Source organism: Rodentibacter rarus (assembly GCF_001998965.1).
GTDB lineage: Bacteria > Pseudomonadota > Gammaproteobacteria > Enterobacterales > Pasteurellaceae > Rodentibacter > Rodentibacter rarus.
In genome coordinates this window covers 57,797-74,623 of sequence record NZ_MLHJ01000013.1, presented here as the reverse complement: position 1 = coordinate 74,623, position 16,827 = coordinate 57,797, and the positions used below count along the sequence as shown (strand labels likewise).

Below are 16,827 nucleotides of genomic sequence, written 5' to 3'. Positions count from 1 at the left end.
GTCAGTCAGTCAGTCAGTCTCAGTTTTGTCGTTCCTGTTTATAATGTTGAAAAATATCTCGCTCAGTGTTTAGAGAGCCTTGTTTCTCAATCTGTGAGTAAAGAAATCATCATTGTTAATGATGGTTCAACAGATGGTAGTTTGGCTGTTGCCGAAGAATATTTATCACGTTATTCCTTCATCACGATAATTAATCAACATAATCAAGGACTTTCAGCCGCTCGTAATGCAGGCTTAAGGCAAGCAAAAGGGCGCTATGTGTATTTTGTTGATTCAGATGATTGGTTGGTGGAAATGCAATTCGATAGAATGGTTGAAATTGCTGATCAGCATCAAGCGGATTATTTAAGAGGCACAGTCGAACAAAGCGATGAAAATAGTGCTAGCCAAGAATTGACTGTACGGGCTTTTGAATCACCACGAATTAAGCCAAATCAATATGAAATAATGAGTGGTTATCAGCATTTGAATGATCTCCTTAAAGATTGGTTTCCGGCTTGTTGGCTTGGTTTTTTTAGGGTCAAATTCCTACGAAATCATCATTTAATGTTTAATGAAAACATCAAATTTGCTGAAGACACCCCATTTATGACTTATGTGCTTTCTTGCCCTAATATGGTGGTGATTGAAGTGGGACGGGTCTTCTATCATTACCGTTTAAGACCAAATAGTTTAACGACAAGAAAGCCTGAGCTCTCAAAATTGATGAATTTATTAAAGGTTGATAAATGGCTGATAGCGCTTTATCAACAGCGTCTAAATGAACTAGAAAATATCAATGATGAGGCAAAAATGATGCTGATTAATTTAGAAAAAATCAGAGCGCTTAACTACGCTTATATTTACCGCTCTCAATATTTGAAGTATCCCGAGGCGATGAAAGCAGAAGTCCGGCATTATTTCACTGATGAAGTATTACAATTAATGAAAAAATGGCTTCTTTTTGAGGTGAAATTATAAATTTTTAAAGCGATGAATAATCTGATTTGCCGATCCTCGCCAGAGTAGACCCGGATCGGCTTTTTCTTGTTCAAATTTTCCGTCAATAAGGACATCAATATAGGGGAGCATAGCTCGCTGATTTCCATCCAGTTCAGCTAATTTATAACCGGTCCATACCCAAATATCTTTGTCGGGGCATTCACGTTTTACACGTTGCACGAAAGGTAAGAGTGTTTCTACATTGCGAGGATGTAATGGGTCGCCACCGGATAACGTTAATCCTTGGCGTTTGATACGGGTATCCTTTAAATCATTGATAATTTGTTGCGCCATCACCTCGTCAAAGCGTACACCGGCACTAAATGACCAGCTTTTTTGGTTATAGCAACCTTTGCAACCGTGGGTGCAGCCACTCACAAAAAGGGTACAACGTGTCCCTTCTCCGTTCACCACATCAACAGGGTAATATTGTAAATAGTTCATTATTGATTCCCGAAAAGTGCGGTTCAAATTCTCGTCAAATTCATCATTATGTGCAATTAACCTTTGCAATGACCTTTCAATTCTTGCATAATAGCACTCTATCGCATTGCGATGTCAATGGAAACCTTTTCGGTCTCTCGCAACGGTGTCCGGTTTACTCGGTCAGGTTCGGAAGAAAGCAGCCAAAGTCGGAAGTGCTGTGTGCCGAGAAGCAGCTGGGAAGGTTTCCGCCCAACTTCCTTTCTAGACACGTTCAACGAATCGTTTGAAAAATCCCTCTTCTTTTTTGATTAAACTTTTGTAATCGCCCTGTTCAATGAGTTTACCCTCATCAATGACACAAATTTTGTCAAATTGCTCAAGGGCAGTTAGACGATGGGTCACCATAATCAGGGTTTTATTTTCCGTATGCTGTAAAATTAAGCGTAAAATTTGACGTTCAGTCTCACGATCAAGCCCTTCTGTTGGCTCATCAAGCAATAAAATTGGGGCTGCATTTAATAAAATGCGGGCAATACCTAAACGGCGTTGCTCGCCACCGGAAAGGGGGCGACCTCCATCCCCCAACCAAAGATCTAATCCCTCCGGTTGGGTTAATAATTTGCCTAATTCCACTTGATTGAGTACTTCGATCATTTTCTCATCGGAAATTTTGTCGTGGCTGGCAAACTGTAAATTTTGCCGCAAAGTATCGCTGAAAACATATACCCGTTGGGTGAGAAAACAAAATTGCTCACGCAAGGTTTGCTCGGCGTAACCGGAAATTGGTTTGCCTGCCAGTAAGAGTTCCCCTTGGTTCGGATCATAGTTGCGCACCAATAATTGAAGTAATGTGGATTTACCACTGCCGGTTTTGCCAAGAATGGCAATTTTTTGCCTTTGTTCTAAATCCAGCGTGAGAGTATCCAACGCAAGATTTTTGCTTTCAGGATAGGTAAAGCTTAAATTCTTGGCTGAAATCAACCGCACTTGTGGTTCAAACTTTTCCTCACCCTGAAATTCTACTAAAGGTTGTTGTTCCACAATATCCGTCACCCGTTCAGCGGCAGCAATCACCTGTCCGATATGCAAAAAAGTAGCGCCTAAAGGCATAATAATTTCAAAGGCGGCAAGGGCGGCAAAGGTAAAAAGGGCAATAAAGGCTGCACGATATTCATCGTCACCAAAATCGGCTTGGCTACCAAACCAGAGCATAGCACAAATGAGCAAGCCATTGATAAAGAGCGAAAGTGCGGTGGAAAATCCGCCTAATTTTGCTTCTTTTTCTTGGGTGGCTTGCCAATGCTTTTCTGTGTTTTCCATTTTCGCTTTGATTTGATTTTCTGCATTAAACAGTAGAAGCTCTGCTTGGGTTTGGATAAATTCTAAGAATTGCGTGCGGTAGGTGGCACGAGCTTGCACTAAAGGTTTGCCAAATTGTTGACCTAAGCGATAGAAAGTGGTCGGAATAAGCACTAATGATAGCAGCAAAACCATACCGATCCCTAATGCAAGGGGAGTATGAATAAAGCTCAAGCCAATCGTCATTGCTATAATCACCAATACCGCACTGAAAAAAGGCGCAAGTAGGCGTAAATAAAGGCTGTCGAGTGTATCCACATCCGACACAAGGCGATTTAATAGCTCGCTGTTGCGATAACGGTTCAGCACCGCAGGGCTTAAGGGAATAATTTTTTCAAAGACTTGTACACGTAAATTTGCCAGAACACGGAAAGTGGCATCATGTGTCACCCATTTTTCAAAATAACGGGCGACGGTGCGTCCGATGGCTAACCCCCGCACACTGGCGGAAGGGTAGAAAAAGTTAAATAATGACCCGAGTCCTGCAATGGCGGTTGCCGCTAAAAACCAGCCGGATAGCGTGAGTAATCCCATACTGGAGGCTAGCCCTAAAATCATCAGAATTAAGCCTAAAATTAGGGGCAATTTAGCGAATGCAAATAAACGTATAAAAGGCAGCAATGCACGCATTATTGAATATCCTCTTGTCGTTGAGCGAGTAATTCGGCAAAAAAGCCGTGGGATTTGAGTTGTGAAAAGTCGCCTTGTTGCAGAATCTCACCTTGTTGCATCACAAAAATTTGATCGCATTGTTTAAGATCTTCAATACGATGGGTGATCATTAATGTGGTTTGATAGCAACTGATATCGTTTAATGCCTGTAAAACTAAATTTTCCGATTGGGCATCAAGGCTTGCAGTGGGTTCATCGAGGAGAAGCAATTTGCCTTTGCGTAATAATGCCCGTGTAATGGCAAGACGTTGTGCTTGCCCTACGGAAACACCCAAGCCCCCGTCTTTGATTTCATAGTCTAAGCCGAGTTTGTCCGTGAAGGTTTTGGCTTGTGCCAAAGCTAAAGCACGGTCAATTTCTTCATTGTTTGCTTGAATATTACCAAGCAACAGATTTTCTTTGATTGTGCCTTGTAGCAATAAGGGGTTTTGCCCCACCCAAGCAATGTTTTTACGCCATTGCGTTAAATTGCTTTCACGAAGTTCCTGACCATTGATTTTTAATGAGCCTTCATAAGGGAGGAAACCAAGAAGAACATTCATCAAAGAGGTTTTGCCCGCACCGCTTTGCCCTACCAAGGCGACATTATGATTTGCCGGAATATGAAAGTTGAGAGGTTTAGTCAGTGGGAGACCTTGCGTTGAAAGCACCACGAGATTTTCAGCCCGAATTTCTACCGCACTTTCAGTGGGAATAGGTTTATCCTGTTGATAGGGGGGGAGATAGTCTGTTTCTAAAAAATCCACAATGGCATCGGCTGCACCGATACCGGCAGCCCGGTCGTGGTAATAGGTGCCGAGATCACGAAGGGGTTGATAAAACTCAGGTGCAAGAATTAAACAGAAAAAACCGGTAAAGAGGGTGAGCGAAGTGCTGTAAGTGCCAAATTCAATTTGCCCGAGATAACTAAAACCAAAATAAACCGCCATCAGTGCAATAGAGATAGAGGTAAAAAATTCCAATACCGCTGAGGAGAGAAAGGCGATTTTAAGCACATCCATAGTGGTTTCACGAAAATCTTCCGTGGTGTTTTTGATATGCAGGGTTTGTTCTAAAGTGCGGTTAAAAAGGCGCAAGGTTTCAAGTCCACGCAGGCGATCTAAAAATTGTGCGCTTAGACGGGCGAGGGTCGCCATATTTTTTTGGTTGCTGTCGGCTGCCGCAATGCCCACCAAAATCATAAATAGGGGGACGAGTGGGGCGGTGAGCATTAAAATTAAACCGGCAGCCCAGTTTAGTGGAAATACCGCAATTAAAATGACAATAGGGAGGATCACAGAAAGACTCTGTTGTGGTAGAAAACGGGCATAGAAATTGTGCAAATTTTCTACCTGTTCCAACATAATACTTGCCCAACTGCCCGCCGGTTTTTGATTTATGGTAGCAGGACCGACAAGGTGGATTTTATCCAGAATTTTTTGACGAATATGGCATCGTAATTGGCGGCCGCTTTCAAAACCGATTTTTTCTCTCCCCCACAAAATGATTGCCCGTAAAGCAAAACAAAAAATTAAGCCAATAAAATAGGGGATGAGCTCACCCGATGGCACATTTTGCATAATGAGCTTATCAAGTAGGAACGCAAGAAAATAGGTTTGTATCACTAAAATAAGCGATGAAACGGTCGCAAGAGCAATATTGGCACGCATTAGTTTTTTAATCGGTTCTTGTTGGGTGCGTAGCCATTTTTGTAAATATTTTTGGCGAAGTTTATCCATAGATTTTTATTCGTCCCGAATCGGGGAAGATCGATTGGTGCGTGAGCAAACCACGCACAATGATGAACCGATGTGCTAGTTCTTACTTAGCACACCTTAGGGTTTATTTTTGCGAATCCAGATAACGTTCGGCATCTAATGCCGCCATACAACCTGTACCGGCAGAAGTAATGGCTTGGCGATAGTTATGATCCATCACATCACCGGCGGCAAATACCCCTTCTACCGAAGTCGCCGTTGCATTGCCTTCAAGACCGGATTTCACCACAATATAGCCGTTGTTTAATTCAAGTTGACCTTGGAAGATTTCGGTGTTCGGTGAATGACCGATTGCCACAAATAAGCCATCAATATTGAGATCTTCTTTTGTACCGTCTTTGGTATTTTGTAAGCGTAAGCCGGTTACGCCCATATTGTCGCCCAATACTTCCTCTAAAGTGCGGTCGGTATGGAGCACGATTTTTCCTTCTTCCACTTTTTTATATAAGCGGTCGATTAAGATTTTTTCTGCACGGAAACTCTGACGGCGGTGGATTAAATGTACGCAACTTGAAATATTCGCCAAGTAGAGTGCTTCTTCCACAGCGGTATTGCCGCCCCCAATCACCGCAACAGGTTTATTACGGTAGAAAAAACCATCACAAGTGGCACAAGCAGAAACACCACGGCCTTTGTAATGTTCTTCAGAAGGCAGACCTAAATAGCGGGCTGATGCCCCTGTGGCAATGATTAAAGCATCGCAGGTGAAATGTTGCACATCACCATAGAGTTTAAATGGACGAGAGGATAAATCCACACGGTTGATATGATCGAATACAATTTCTGTATTGAACTTTTCGGCGTGTTGTAACATTCGTTGCATAAGACCTGAGCCTGTGGTTTCACCAAAATCCCCCGGCCAGTTTTCGATCTCATCCGTGGTGGTGAGCTGTCCGCCTTGCTGTAAACCGGTCACTAACACCGGGTTTAAATTGGCACGAGCAGCGTAAATTGCCGCAGTATAACCGGCAGGGCCGGAACCTAAAATTAACAGTTTGGCGTGTTTCACATCAGACATAAAGTATCCTTTCTTAACATATTGAAATACTGTGATTTTATAACGGGTACAGGCAATGTGTCCCGATAAGTCAACTTAAAATTAAGGGTTGGTAACGGCGATATAATACCCTATTTAATAGAGCAAAGAGTAAAGTAATCGGCGGAATTTATTGGTGAGTGGATCCGCATTCCCCATTGCACTTAGTATCGATAAAAACTGCTGTTTGACTTCACCATTTTGTGCATTTAAATCCACTTTTAAAATATCAAAAAGCAGACTGAGTGCCTCTTCATTTCTCCCCGCCTGATGTAATTGCACGGCAAGCTTAATGGCAATTTCAGGGGCAGGATTTTTCGCATAATCTGCGGTTAATTGTTGAATTTCCGGCGTGTCAGCCGCTTGAATGAATAATTCAATCTGGGCTTGTAACCCCTGCCAGCGACTATCCCGATCTTGCAGTGGAATTTGATTTAAAATGGCTTGTGCCGGCTCGGTTTTTTTCATCGCAATATAGGTTTCCGCATAGAGTAGGGCGATATCACTGTTTTTCTTATCGGAAAGTTCCCACGCCTCTTTTAATAGCGGTAATGCGGCATCATAATTTTCTACTTGTAAGAAATCTAAGGCTTGATGAAATTTAAGCTCTTCCTCTTTGGGCAAAATCACACTTAAACGTTGTAAAAGCGAGGAATGATCCAATGCACCGGGAAAGGCATCCAATGCTTGTGCTTCTTTGAACAAATAAGTGGTTGGTAAGGCTTGAATACGAAATTGTGCGGCAATCATTTGTTCTGTTTCGCAATTCACTTTCGCCAATATAAATTGCCCTTGATATTGCTCAGCAACCCGCTCCAATAATGTTAAAAAATCCACCGATTCTTTATGACTTGGTGCATAAAAGTTTACCACCAGCGGTTTTTCAAGAGATTGTTGAAGAATTTCGGTGAGATTTTGTTCATTGATCTCAATAACAAAAGAAAAATCAGCCATTGTGCATCCTTGTTCGGAAAAATAATGGCTGATTTTAACAAAGTGCGGTCAATTTTAGAAATGTTTTACAAATCGACCGCACTTTAAGATTAGAGAATGATGCTACCGATAAGGGCGATAACAAAGCCGACTAAGCCAATTAATGTTTCTTGAACCGTCCAAGTTTTAAACATCGTCTTGGTATCAATTTCTAAAAAGCGACTAACCAACCAAAATCCGCTGTCATTTACGTGTGCTAAGACCGTTGCGCCGGAGGCAATTGAGATAACGATGAAACAAAGATCAAATTGGCTAAGTCCGGTTGTTGCAGCGACAGTTGGGGCAATTAAAGCCGAAGTCGTTGTGATGGCAACGGTAGCGGATCCCTGGGCTACACGTAATGCTGTTGATATGACAAATGCTGCAACAATAATCGGCATTCCTGTATCAGATAACATAGAGGCTAATTGATCTCCGATACCGCTGGCTCGTAAAACACCACCAAACATCCCACCGGCACCGGTCACTAAAACGATAGCACAAATTGGACCAAGCGCATTATCACAGATTTTTTCGATTTGTTCGTAACTTCTTTGTTCTTTGAGTAACGCAATGGAGACAAGTAATGTAATTAATAATGCAATGGGTGTTTTTCCTAATAGACGCAAACTTTGTACTAATAGTGAAGAACCATCAACCACTTTCGCTACGGTAAGGGTATATAAGACGGTATCGAACATAATTAAGCATAATGGGAGCAATAGAATGAAAAGTACTTTTTTAAAACTCGGCGGGGTTAAAGTCGTTTCATTTATTGGTGTGACATTTAAAAATGATTTTGGTAGATCCAGATGAAATTTTTTCCCTAAATATGTGCCGTATAAATAAGCGGCAAAATACCATGTTGGAATCGCAATAATTACTGCAATAATAGTGAGTAAACCGATATTCGCACCGAGTAATTCACCGGAAGCGACCGGGCCTGGATGTGGTGGAAGGAAAGCATGAGTGACAGCAAAAGCACCTGCGGCAGGAAAGGCATATTTAAATAAGGAACCGCCAAATTGTTTTGCAACACTAAATATTATAGGAAGCATCACGACTAAGCCGGCATCAAAGAAGATTGGGAAACCGAACAAGAGAGAAGCGATACCTAAGGCAAAGGGCGCTCTTTTTTCTCCAAATTTATTGATGAGTGTATCCGCTAATACCTTTGCACCACCGGTTATTTCAAGTAGTCGCCCTATCATTGCACCGAGTCCGACTAATAATGCAACGGAAGCAAGAGTATTTCCAAAACCGCTGAGGAGGGTTGGTAATATTTTATCTACGGGAATGCCTGTTGCGATTGCGGTAAGTAAACTAACAATCGTTAAAGCAACGAATGCATGGACATGAAATTTAATAATTAATAGCAATAAAATTGCTATTGAGGCGATAAGGATGAAAATAAGCATAATGTGTTTACCTTATGTGATGTAATAACCTAAACAGCAGCAAGCATTCCGCCATCAACAAATAGCAAATGACCATTGACAAAATCAGATGCTTTTGACGAAAGAAATATCGCCGAGCCAATTAATTCTTCAGGGTTTCCCCAGCGTGCGGCCGGTGTTCTTTTACATAACCATTCTGTGAATTCTTTATTTTCGACCAAGGGTTTTGTCAATTCTGTTTGAAAATATCCCGGAGCAATACCATTGACTTGAATGTTATAACGAGCAAGCTCAACACACATACCTCTTGTCAGCATTTTTACCGCACCTTTTGAGGCGGCGTAGGGTGTAATAGTATCTCGCCCTAATTCACTTTGCATGGAACCTATATTAATAATTTTTCCTTTTTTGCGTTGTACCATATATCGAGCAACGGCTTGTGAAATAATAAAAACAGCTTTTTGATTAACTCGAATAATGTCATCAAAGTCTTGTTCGGGAAATTCACAAAACGGATGGCGACGCTGAATACCGGCATTATTAATTAATACATCGATAGGACCGATATTTTGTTCAATATAGTCAATGGCTGTATGAACTGCAGCCGTATTTGTCACATCAAAAGGAACAGGGTAAGCAATAAAGCCATTATCATTAAATTCTTTGGCTGTTTTTTCAACATTTTCTTGTGTTGTGCCATTAATGATAATTTTAGCCCCTTGTTCAGCTAGCCCTTTTGCCAGTAAATATCCAATGCCTCTTGTGGAACCCGTAATTAAAATATTTTTATCTTTTAGTGAAAATAAGTTTTCCATTATGATTTTCCTCTATGAGAATATTATTTGTACTTTTGAAATATCATTTTTATTTCCTGCTGTTTTTAATGCATCTTCGAAATTCTTAAATGAAAATGTAGCGGAGAGTAACGGTAGTGGATTGACTTTATTGCTTGCTAGCCAATTGACCGCTGTATTAAATTCTTCAACAAAACGGAATGAGCCTTTCCAGTTAATTTCCTTAGCAATCAATGTCATTAATGGGAAATTAGGTAGGTTGCCTCCCATACCAATCTGTACAATTGTACCTTTTGCTTTAGTCACTTCTAAACAACGTTCAATTGAAGAAGGGTGACCTGACGCTTCAAAAGCCACATCAAATTCACCTTTATGTTGTGCATACTCTGAAAAATCATCATTGGCGTGGAGGACTTTCGTTGCCCCCATCTCTAAGGCTAAATTTAAACAGCGCTGACTAATATCTGTACAAATAATGTCTTGTGCGCCTAATGCTTTGACTGAGGCGACAACCAAACAACCGATAGGCCCGACACCGGAAATAAATACACGTTTCCCTTTAAGATCGCCTCCTTGTTTTGCGGCATGAATCGCCACGGCAAGCGGTTCTGCAAAAACCATTATTTCATCATCAATATCCTCCGGATAAGGAATACATTGGGTATTATCAACAACTTTATATTGTGTAAATCCACCATCTACGTGAGGGTTATACATCGCACTACCGAAAAAACGCATGGTTTCGCATTGATTGATTTCCCCTGATAAACAATATTTACAGCTGTGACAGGGTTTACTCGGATTTATTGCCACTTTTTGATTTATGCGTAAATTTGGGGAGTTTGTTTTGATGATTCTACCAATCACTTCGTGTCCTAAAATCATAGGATGTTTTACGGCAAAATTTCCAACTTTTCCGTGTTGGTAATAATGCAAATCTGAGCCGCATATTCCTCCACGAGAGAGCCGGATAAGTGTCTGATATTGATCACCATCATCATATTGCACATCTTGTTCAATAATTCCGACATTTTCTGCACGTTTCACCACACAGGATAATGTTTTAATTTTCATATTTCTTCTCCTACACATAGATATGTTACCAGTAACATATCCACTTATCACAATTTGGTAAAGATGCTTTTTTCAGAAATGTGATCGACTTCAAAGAAATTGTGATTATTGCTTGTAAGTAGGCATAAAAAAGATAGAATTTCTGTGATGTCTGTCACAAAATTAAATGTTACCAGTAACAATTAATCAAAATTCTTATATGATTAAGAAAAACATTGATGAGGTATTGTTATGAGCAAAGGAAAAAGTTTTATCCTGATGGGGGTTTCAAGTACGGGAAAAACATCCGTTGGAACTGAAGTCGCACAGCGTTTAGGCATTAAACTAATTGATGGTGATGATCTTCATCCTCGTGCCAATATTATCAAAATGGGGAAAGGACAACCGTTAAATGATGAGGACAGGGCACCTTGGCTTGAGCGCATTCGTGATGCCGCCTTTAGTCTTGAACGTAAAAGCGAAGTGGGGATCATTGTTTGCTCGGCATTGAAAAAGCAATACCGTGATTTGATTCGACAGGGGAATGAGAATGTAAAATTCCTATTTTTGGCAGGTTCTTTTGATTTGGTGCTTGAGCGGATGAAACAACGCAAAGGGCATTATATGAAAACGGATATGTTAAAAAGCCAATTTGATACCCTTGAAGTACCGCAAGACGATGAGCCGGATGTCATTCATATTGATATTGACGGAAGCTTTGAAACCGTGGTAGAGCGTTGCATTCGTGTGTTAAAGCCGTTGCTTTGATGATAAAAGTGCGGTCATTTTTGACCGCATTTTTTACACACTTTCACCAAGATGGATTTTAAATCCAAGATCAATGGTTTTTTCTGTGAGGGGATCACCGTTTAATCGTGCTAATAATTCTTGAGCAGCGAGTTTTCCGATTTCCAAGCGAGGTGTAATCACTGTGCCAAGTTGAGGGGTAACGGAAAACCCAACATCATGTCCATGGAATCCCGCAATGGCGATTTGTGTCGGGACAGAAATGCCAAGTCGCTGACATTCAAAGAGTGCGCCAATCGCCAAGTCATCATTGGTGCAGAAAATACCATCAGTTGCCGGGCGTTTTTTTAGAATGTCACGAAGTTGCTTTCCGCCTAAGGTAAAGGAAGAGGGCTCTTCGGTGATTAAACTATAGGGCTCAAGCCCATATTTTTTCATAGCTTGTTCATAGCCTTGCATTTTCAGTTGGGTTCGTCTGTCCATTCGTGCGGTGAAATACACAATATTTTTGTATCCTCGTGTAATCATTGTTTCCACCATAGTTTGTGCTGCCGCAACATTATCAAAACCAATAACTTGCTGAATGCCGGGCTGTGTACTATCCATAATTTCAATCACGGGAATATTCGCGACTTCGATCATTTTAAGGGTGCGTAGGGAATGGTAATTTTCCGATAAAATCAGCCCGTCAACATGATAAGAAAGTAAACTTTCAATCCGTTCTTCTTCTTTTTTGACACTATATCCGTAATGCGCCAACATCGTTTGGTAACCGGCTTGATCGGTAATATATTCAATACCTTTTAAAATATCGGCAAAAACGTGATTGGTTAAAGAAGGCAATAATACGCCAATAGCTTTACTTTTTGCATTGGAGAGAATTTCCGGTGCACGGTTAGGAATATAACCAAATTGCTCAAGCGCCTGAGCAATACGAATTTGGGTTTCCTGGGCGACAGAATCGGGATTACGCAAATAGCGGCTGACCGTCATTTTGGTGATACCGAGGTGATTGGCGATATCCTGCAAGGTGGGACGTTTATGTTTCATTGACATTCAAGTTAAATCATACGTATTGGCAGTATAACAAAAACATTTGATTTTTTGACCGCACTTTTCGTTGAAAAAAGGTATAATTTGGCAATCAAATTGATAACAGGGGGTAGCGTATGGTGGATGACATTCGTTTAACACAATACAGCCATGGTGCGGGTTGAGGCTGTAAAATTTCGCCTAAGGTGTTAGGGACAATTTTACAAACACAGCTTGAAAATTTTGTCGATCCTCATTTGTTGGTGGGCAATGATACCGCAGATGATGCGGCAGTGTACGATTTAGGAAATGGAACGGCAATTGTCAGTACCACGGATTTTTTTATGCCGATTGTTGATGATCCTTTTGATTTTGGACGTATTGCAGCCACGAATGCAATTAGCGATATTTTTGCCATGGGAGGAAAGCCCATTATGGCGATTGCGATTTTAGGCTTTCCAATCAATAAATTACCGGCAGAGGTGGCACAAAAAATTGTGGACGGCGGACGATTTGCCTGTCATCAAGCAAGGATTTCTCTCGCCGGCGGTCATTCCATTGACGCACCGGAACCGATTTTTGGTTTGGCGGTCACCGGGGTGATAAATACTGAAAAAGTAAAACGAAATGCCTCAGCTAAGGTAGGGAGCAAACTCTATTTAACCAAACCTTTGGGCATTGGCGTGCTGACTACGGCGGAGAAAAAAGGCAAATTAAAACCCGAGCATCAAGGATTGGCAACGGCAGTAATGTGCCAATTAAATAAGATTGGCAGCCAATTTTCAGAAGTTGATGGGGTGAGCGCCATGACGGATGTGACAGGCTTTGGTTTACTTGGTCATTTACTTGAAATCTGTGAAGGATCAAATCTCAATGCTGAGCTGTATTTTGAGCAAATCCCAACCCTTGAGGGCGTATCGGGCTATATCTCGGAAGGTTGCGTGCCGGGAGGAACAACGCGCAATTACGACAGTTACGGACATAAAGTAGACATATTGACGGATTATCAAAAAGCCGTGTTATGTGATCCACAAACTTCAGGTGGTTTATTGGTGGCGGTTGAACCGAAAAGCGAGGCGGAACTCTTGTCGATTGCTCACGCTGCGGGCGTTAATGTTTATGAAATCGGCGTGCTGAAAGGAAGAGATGAAGAAAAGGACATTTTCATTGAAGTTCGTGAGTAAAAAAGCCTAGGAGAAAAATCAAGTATTATGTAGCAACCGCACTTTTACCTTGCACCAGCCGTGCATAAAACCATTAGTTAGAGGACGTTTGGTCTCGTTATCCAATACTGCCCTAAAAATATTTATTTATGTTATGAAGGAGATAAAATCGTGACAAACAAACAAACAAACAAACAAACAAACAAACAAACAAACAAACAAACAAACAAGACAGTAGCGGTTATTACTTCTACCATAGGGCGTGATGAATTGGTTCGTGCGATTGAAAGTGTAAAAGCGCAAACCTATCCGTGTCGTCATTATATTTTTGTTGATGGTGAGCAATTTTCGGAGAAAGTAAAAGGACTTGTTGAGCCTTATCAAGATCTTGTTATTACCTATCTTCCTATGAACACCGGGAAAAATGGTATGGTGAATAGTGCTATTAATGCGATAGCGCCATTTTTAGTTGAAGAAGAGATTATTTGCTATTTAGATGATGATAATTGGTATAAACCAAATCATGTTGAAGAACTTGTTAAAGTGTTAGATAAAGGGGCTGATTTTGCATATTCATTAAGGGATTTATATTCTTTAAATGGGGAATTTATTTGTTCAGATGATTGGGAATCCCTTGGTTATTGGAAACTTGATAAGCCTGTTGAAATAAATATTATTTATGCTGACAAAACGTACCCTTTGGTTTTTAATTTTAATCACCAAGAATGTCATATTGATACGAATACTTATGCATTTCCCCGAACTTTAGCGATAGAACTTTCACGGAGTTGGTATTCGGGTATATACAATGACCGACACATTTATAAAAAATTACAAGAGTTAGGTAAAGTTGGCGTAGGATCTGCAAAATATACAGTAAATTACAGTGCTGATTTAGTGAAAACGATAAACATACAAGGCGATGAGGAATTAGCGTCTTTATTAGATCTGCCTGGTGTGAGAGAAGCCTTGATTAAAAGAGTATGTGAAGTCAATATTCAGAATCACGGAAATCGGAAACCTTGGGCTGAGGAACGTTAGTGTTGTTCATTTGAGAAAAATGCCACGATGGGTGAAGAAACGCTCGTGGCATTTTATTTTTGGGGCTGTATTCGGAAACAAGTCAAACCTAACTGTCTTGTCTATGCCGATACTTATTGCAGTAATGATGTGTTTGATGTGAGTGAATTTTGCCATTTTCCTATTCATCACAGCACGCATTTTGTCGAGAATCATCACCACATTAACGGAATTGAGAATGTTTGGAACCAAGCAAAACGCCATTTACGCAATTTACCGGTATTCCTAAAGCCCACTTTGAGCTGTATTTGAAGGAATGCAAATGGCGTTTTAATCACAGTAACATAAAATCTCAAATTTCTATTTTAAAATAATTAGTTCGTTAGAGAGAGTTTAGTCTGGTTATCCAGTACAGCCCCTAAGTTTTTGTAAAATTAAATGTCCCATCATTTCAATATGAGTCTGTTCGGCATTCAGTGCAGGAATATATTGATAAGTTTCTCCACCGTTATGGAGAAAATTCTCACGGTTTTCTTCATCAATTTCTTCAATAGTTTCCAAACAATCCACCGAAAAACCGGGGCAAACCACAGCGATTTTACGGATACCTTGTTCACTTGCAGAAATTAAAAATTCATCGGTGTAAGGTTGCAACCATTCCTCACGCCCAAAGCGGGATTGAAAGGTCATTCCCCATTGATTTTCGGTTAAACCGAGCTTATCGACAACGGCAATGGTGGTTTCTTTGCAATGTTGGCGATAATAATCCCCTTGGTTTTCATAGCGCAATGGAATACCGTGATAAGAGAAAAGTAAAAACTCATCGGGTTTTAACCGCACTTTGATAGATTGTGCGAGGGCATCAATATAGTGTTTATCCAAATGATAGGAATGGATAAATTCAAAAGGCGGGATATTTCGAGTGTGTTTCAGGGCATTGGCAAAAGCATCAAACAATGCACCGGTTGTGGTGCTGGAATATTGTGGGTAAAGGGGGAAGACGATGATTTTATCCACCTGATTTTCCACGAGTGCGTCCACTGCACTTTGCATTGAAGGATTGCCGTATGTCATCGCAATTTCAACCTGCGCATTAATATTTTTAGCAGATAAATAGGCTTGTAAAGCTTTTTGTTGTTGTATGGTGATGGCAAGTAATGGCGAGCCTTGTTCTGTCCAAATTGCCTGATAATTTTTAGCCACCCGTTTAGAACGAGGAGGAAGAATGAGAAATTTAAGTAAAGGCCACCATTTCCAGCGGGGCACATCAACAACACGAGGATCGGTTAAAAAAGACCATAAATAACGAGAAACGGCGGTGGGAGTTGGGGCATCCGGGGTGCCTAAATTGGCTAAAATAACCCCAATTTTTTTTGTCATTGTCATAAATCGATAATAGAAAGTGTTAATCGTGAAACGCAGCAAAGTTTATCTTGCTCATTGCGGATGTCAATTTGCCAAACATGGGTATTTCGACTTAAATTAATAGGTGTCGCCTTCGCCGTCACTTTTCCTTCTCTTACCGGGCGAAGATGATTGGCATTAATATCTAACCCTACCACGGCTTTTCCTTCTTCAACACAAAGAGAGCCGGCAAGAGAACCCACTGTTTCCGCCAATGCCACAGAAACCCCACCATGTAATAACCCGAAAGGCTGTGTAGTGCGATGATCCACCGGCATCGTGGCTTCTAACCAATCTTCACCAAAAGCAGAAATTTCAATGCCAAGATGACCCACAGCACAGTTTTTACCCATTTCATTGAGTTGTGGGAGGGTAAAGTTTTTTTTCCAAATCATCATTTTTTCTTCCATATCGTTCTTCTTTCTTTGAGTTTGTTTGGATTTTGCATTTTCCCCTTTCCGCCCTTCGGGCACCTTCCCCCGCAAGCAGGGGAAGGCAAGGTTAATTTTTTAATAGTTATCCATTTCTTACTCTAACGCTTCAATCAGTGCTTGAAGTGGATGTTATCAGATTGTACCTTCTTTGCTCCATCCGTTTACGGGGGGAGCTGCCGAAGGCTGAGGGGGGATAATTGTTCAATTTCAATATAAATTTCTTCAAGAACATTATCTATTTTTGTCAAAACTTCATCATTCCAAAAACGAATGACTTTATAGCCTTGGCTATTTAAATATTTTGTTCGCTCTAAATCATATCGTGCTTGTTCGATATGTTGAATACCATCTAATTCAATAATAAGTTTTAATTTTCGGCAACAAAAATCAACAATATAGTTGCCAATGATCACTTGTCGATTAAATCGTATTCCACAAAAATTTTTGTTGCGCAAATGATACCAAAGTGCATATTCGGCATCTGTCATATTTCTGCGTAATTCTGTGGCATATTGTACTAATTGTTTGTTTGGATTTCGCATTTTCCCCCTTCCGCCCTTCGGGCACCTTCCCCCGCAAG

Annotated in this window: 16 protein-coding genes, 1 other RNA gene and 1 pseudogene; 6 read left to right on the top strand and 12 right to left on the bottom strand. The window is 40.7% G+C overall.

Annotation, left to right across the window (positions count from 1 at the left end; translation table 11 throughout):
- A partial coding sequence (locus BKK50_RS02285) for a glycosyltransferase (protein ID WP_143529728.1) occupies positions 1-960 on the top strand: 960 nt, incomplete at its 5' end.
- Here the strand turns inward: BKK50_RS02285 and nrdG are convergent.
- On the bottom strand, positions 955-1,425 hold the full coding sequence (gene nrdG / locus BKK50_RS02280) for an anaerobic ribonucleoside-triphosphate reductase-activating protein (RefSeq protein ID WP_077414917.1): 471 nt from the start codon (positions 1,423-1,425) through the stop codon (positions 955-957). The two genes, BKK50_RS02285 and nrdG, sit on opposite strands and share 6 nt — an antisense overlap.
- Positions 1,426-1,551: 126 nt before the next feature.
- On the opposite strand from nrdG, the gene ffs reads away from it, so the two are divergent.
- An RNA gene (ffs, locus tag BKK50_RS02275) (signal recognition particle sRNA small type) lies at positions 1,552-1,650 on the top strand.
- Positions 1,651-1,668: 18 nt separating this feature from the next.
- Here the strand turns inward: ffs and cydC are convergent.
- The 7 genes from cydC to idnD form a co-directional block, all read right to left on the bottom strand.
- The gene (cydC, locus tag BKK50_RS02270; RefSeq protein WP_077414915.1) at positions 1,669-3,396 is read right to left on the bottom strand and encodes a heme ABC transporter ATP-binding protein/permease CydC; all 1,728 of its coding nucleotides are present in this window, start codon (positions 3,394-3,396) and stop codon (positions 1,669-1,671) included.
- Positions 3,396-5,156 (bottom strand): heme ABC transporter permease/ATP-binding protein CydD, encoded by a 1,761-nt coding sequence (gene cydD, locus BKK50_RS02265; RefSeq protein WP_077414913.1) that lies wholly within the window; start codon positions 5,154-5,156, stop codon positions 3,396-3,398. Before cydD ends, cydC begins: the two co-directional genes overlap by 1 nt.
- A gap of 103 nt (positions 5,157-5,259) precedes the next feature.
- The gene (gene trxB / locus BKK50_RS02260; protein WP_077414911.1) at positions 5,260-6,213 is read right to left on the bottom strand and encodes a thioredoxin-disulfide reductase; all 954 of its coding nucleotides are present in this window, start codon (positions 6,211-6,213) and stop codon (positions 5,260-5,262) included.
- A gap of 114 nt (positions 6,214-6,327) precedes the next feature.
- Positions 6,328-7,185 (bottom strand): co-chaperone YbbN, encoded by an 858-nt coding sequence (locus tag BKK50_RS02255; RefSeq protein ID WP_077414909.1) that lies wholly within the window; start codon positions 7,183-7,185, stop codon positions 6,328-6,330.
- 89 nt (positions 7,186-7,274) lie between these two features.
- Positions 7,275-8,621 carry a GntP family permease gene (locus BKK50_RS02250; RefSeq protein ID WP_077414907.1) on the bottom strand — a complete coding sequence of 449 codons (1,347 nt, stop codon included), beginning with the start codon at positions 8,619-8,621 and terminating at the stop codon, positions 7,275-7,277.
- Positions 8,622-8,650: 29 nt separating this feature from the next.
- The gene (gene idnO, locus BKK50_RS02245) at positions 8,651-9,415 is read right to left on the bottom strand and encodes a gluconate 5-dehydrogenase (RefSeq protein WP_077414905.1); all 765 of its coding nucleotides are present in this window, start codon (positions 9,413-9,415) and stop codon (positions 8,651-8,653) included.
- Positions 9,416-9,427: 12 nt separating this feature from the next.
- Positions 9,428-10,468, bottom strand: coding sequence for an L-idonate 5-dehydrogenase (gene idnD / locus BKK50_RS02240; RefSeq protein WP_077414903.1), 1,041 nt, complete (start codon positions 10,466-10,468; stop codon positions 9,428-9,430).
- 231 nt (positions 10,469-10,699) lie between these two features.
- Here idnD and BKK50_RS02235 point away from each other — a divergent pair, with 231 nt between their 5' ends.
- A complete protein-coding gene (locus BKK50_RS02235; protein WP_077414901.1) occupies positions 10,700-11,215 on the top strand; it encodes a gluconokinase in 516 nt (171 codons plus the stop codon).
- A gap of 33 nt (positions 11,216-11,248) precedes the next feature.
- Here the strand turns inward: BKK50_RS02235 and gntR are convergent, their stop codons facing one another.
- Positions 11,249-12,250 (bottom strand): gluconate operon transcriptional repressor GntR, encoded by a 1,002-nt coding sequence (gene gntR / locus BKK50_RS02230; protein WP_077414899.1) that lies wholly within the window; start codon positions 12,248-12,250, stop codon positions 11,249-11,251.
- A gap of 113 nt (positions 12,251-12,363) precedes the next feature.
- Here gntR and selD point away from each other — a divergent pair, with 113 nt between their 5' ends.
- From selD to BKK50_RS02215, 3 genes and pseudogenes are all read left to right on the top strand, one after another.
- A complete protein-coding gene (gene selD / locus BKK50_RS02225) occupies positions 12,364-13,410 on the top strand; it encodes a selenide, water dikinase SelD (RefSeq protein ID WP_083727422.1) in 1,047 nt (348 codons plus the stop codon).
- A gap of 150 nt (positions 13,411-13,560) precedes the next feature.
- Positions 13,561-14,430 (top strand): glycosyltransferase family 2 protein, encoded by an 870-nt coding sequence (locus tag BKK50_RS02220; RefSeq protein WP_244149406.1) that lies wholly within the window; start codon positions 13,561-13,563, stop codon positions 14,428-14,430.
- 69 nt (positions 14,431-14,499) lie between these two features.
- Positions 14,500-14,783, top strand: a pseudogene (locus tag BKK50_RS02215) (transposase); the annotation flags it as partial.
- Positions 14,784-14,811: 28 nt separating this feature from the next.
- On the opposite strand, the gene hemH reads toward BKK50_RS02215, so the two are convergent.
- The 3 genes from hemH to BKK50_RS02200 all read right to left on the bottom strand — a co-directional run bounded on the left by hemH (position 14,812) and on the right by BKK50_RS02200 (position 16,789).
- The gene (gene hemH, locus BKK50_RS02210) at positions 14,812-15,795 is read right to left on the bottom strand and encodes a ferrochelatase (protein ID WP_077414895.1); all 984 of its coding nucleotides are present in this window, start codon (positions 15,793-15,795) and stop codon (positions 14,812-14,814) included.
- On the bottom strand, positions 15,792-16,208 hold the full coding sequence (locus tag BKK50_RS02205) for a hotdog fold thioesterase (protein WP_077414927.1): 417 nt from the start codon (positions 16,206-16,208) through the stop codon (positions 15,792-15,794). The genes hemH and BKK50_RS02205 overlap by 4 nt, the downstream gene beginning before the upstream one ends.
- A gap of 200 nt (positions 16,209-16,408) precedes the next feature.
- Entirely contained in the window at positions 16,409-16,789 is a 381-nt protein-coding gene (locus BKK50_RS02200) for an endonuclease domain-containing protein (protein ID WP_077414893.1), read from the bottom strand.
- Positions 16,790-16,827: the final 38 nt, after the last annotated feature.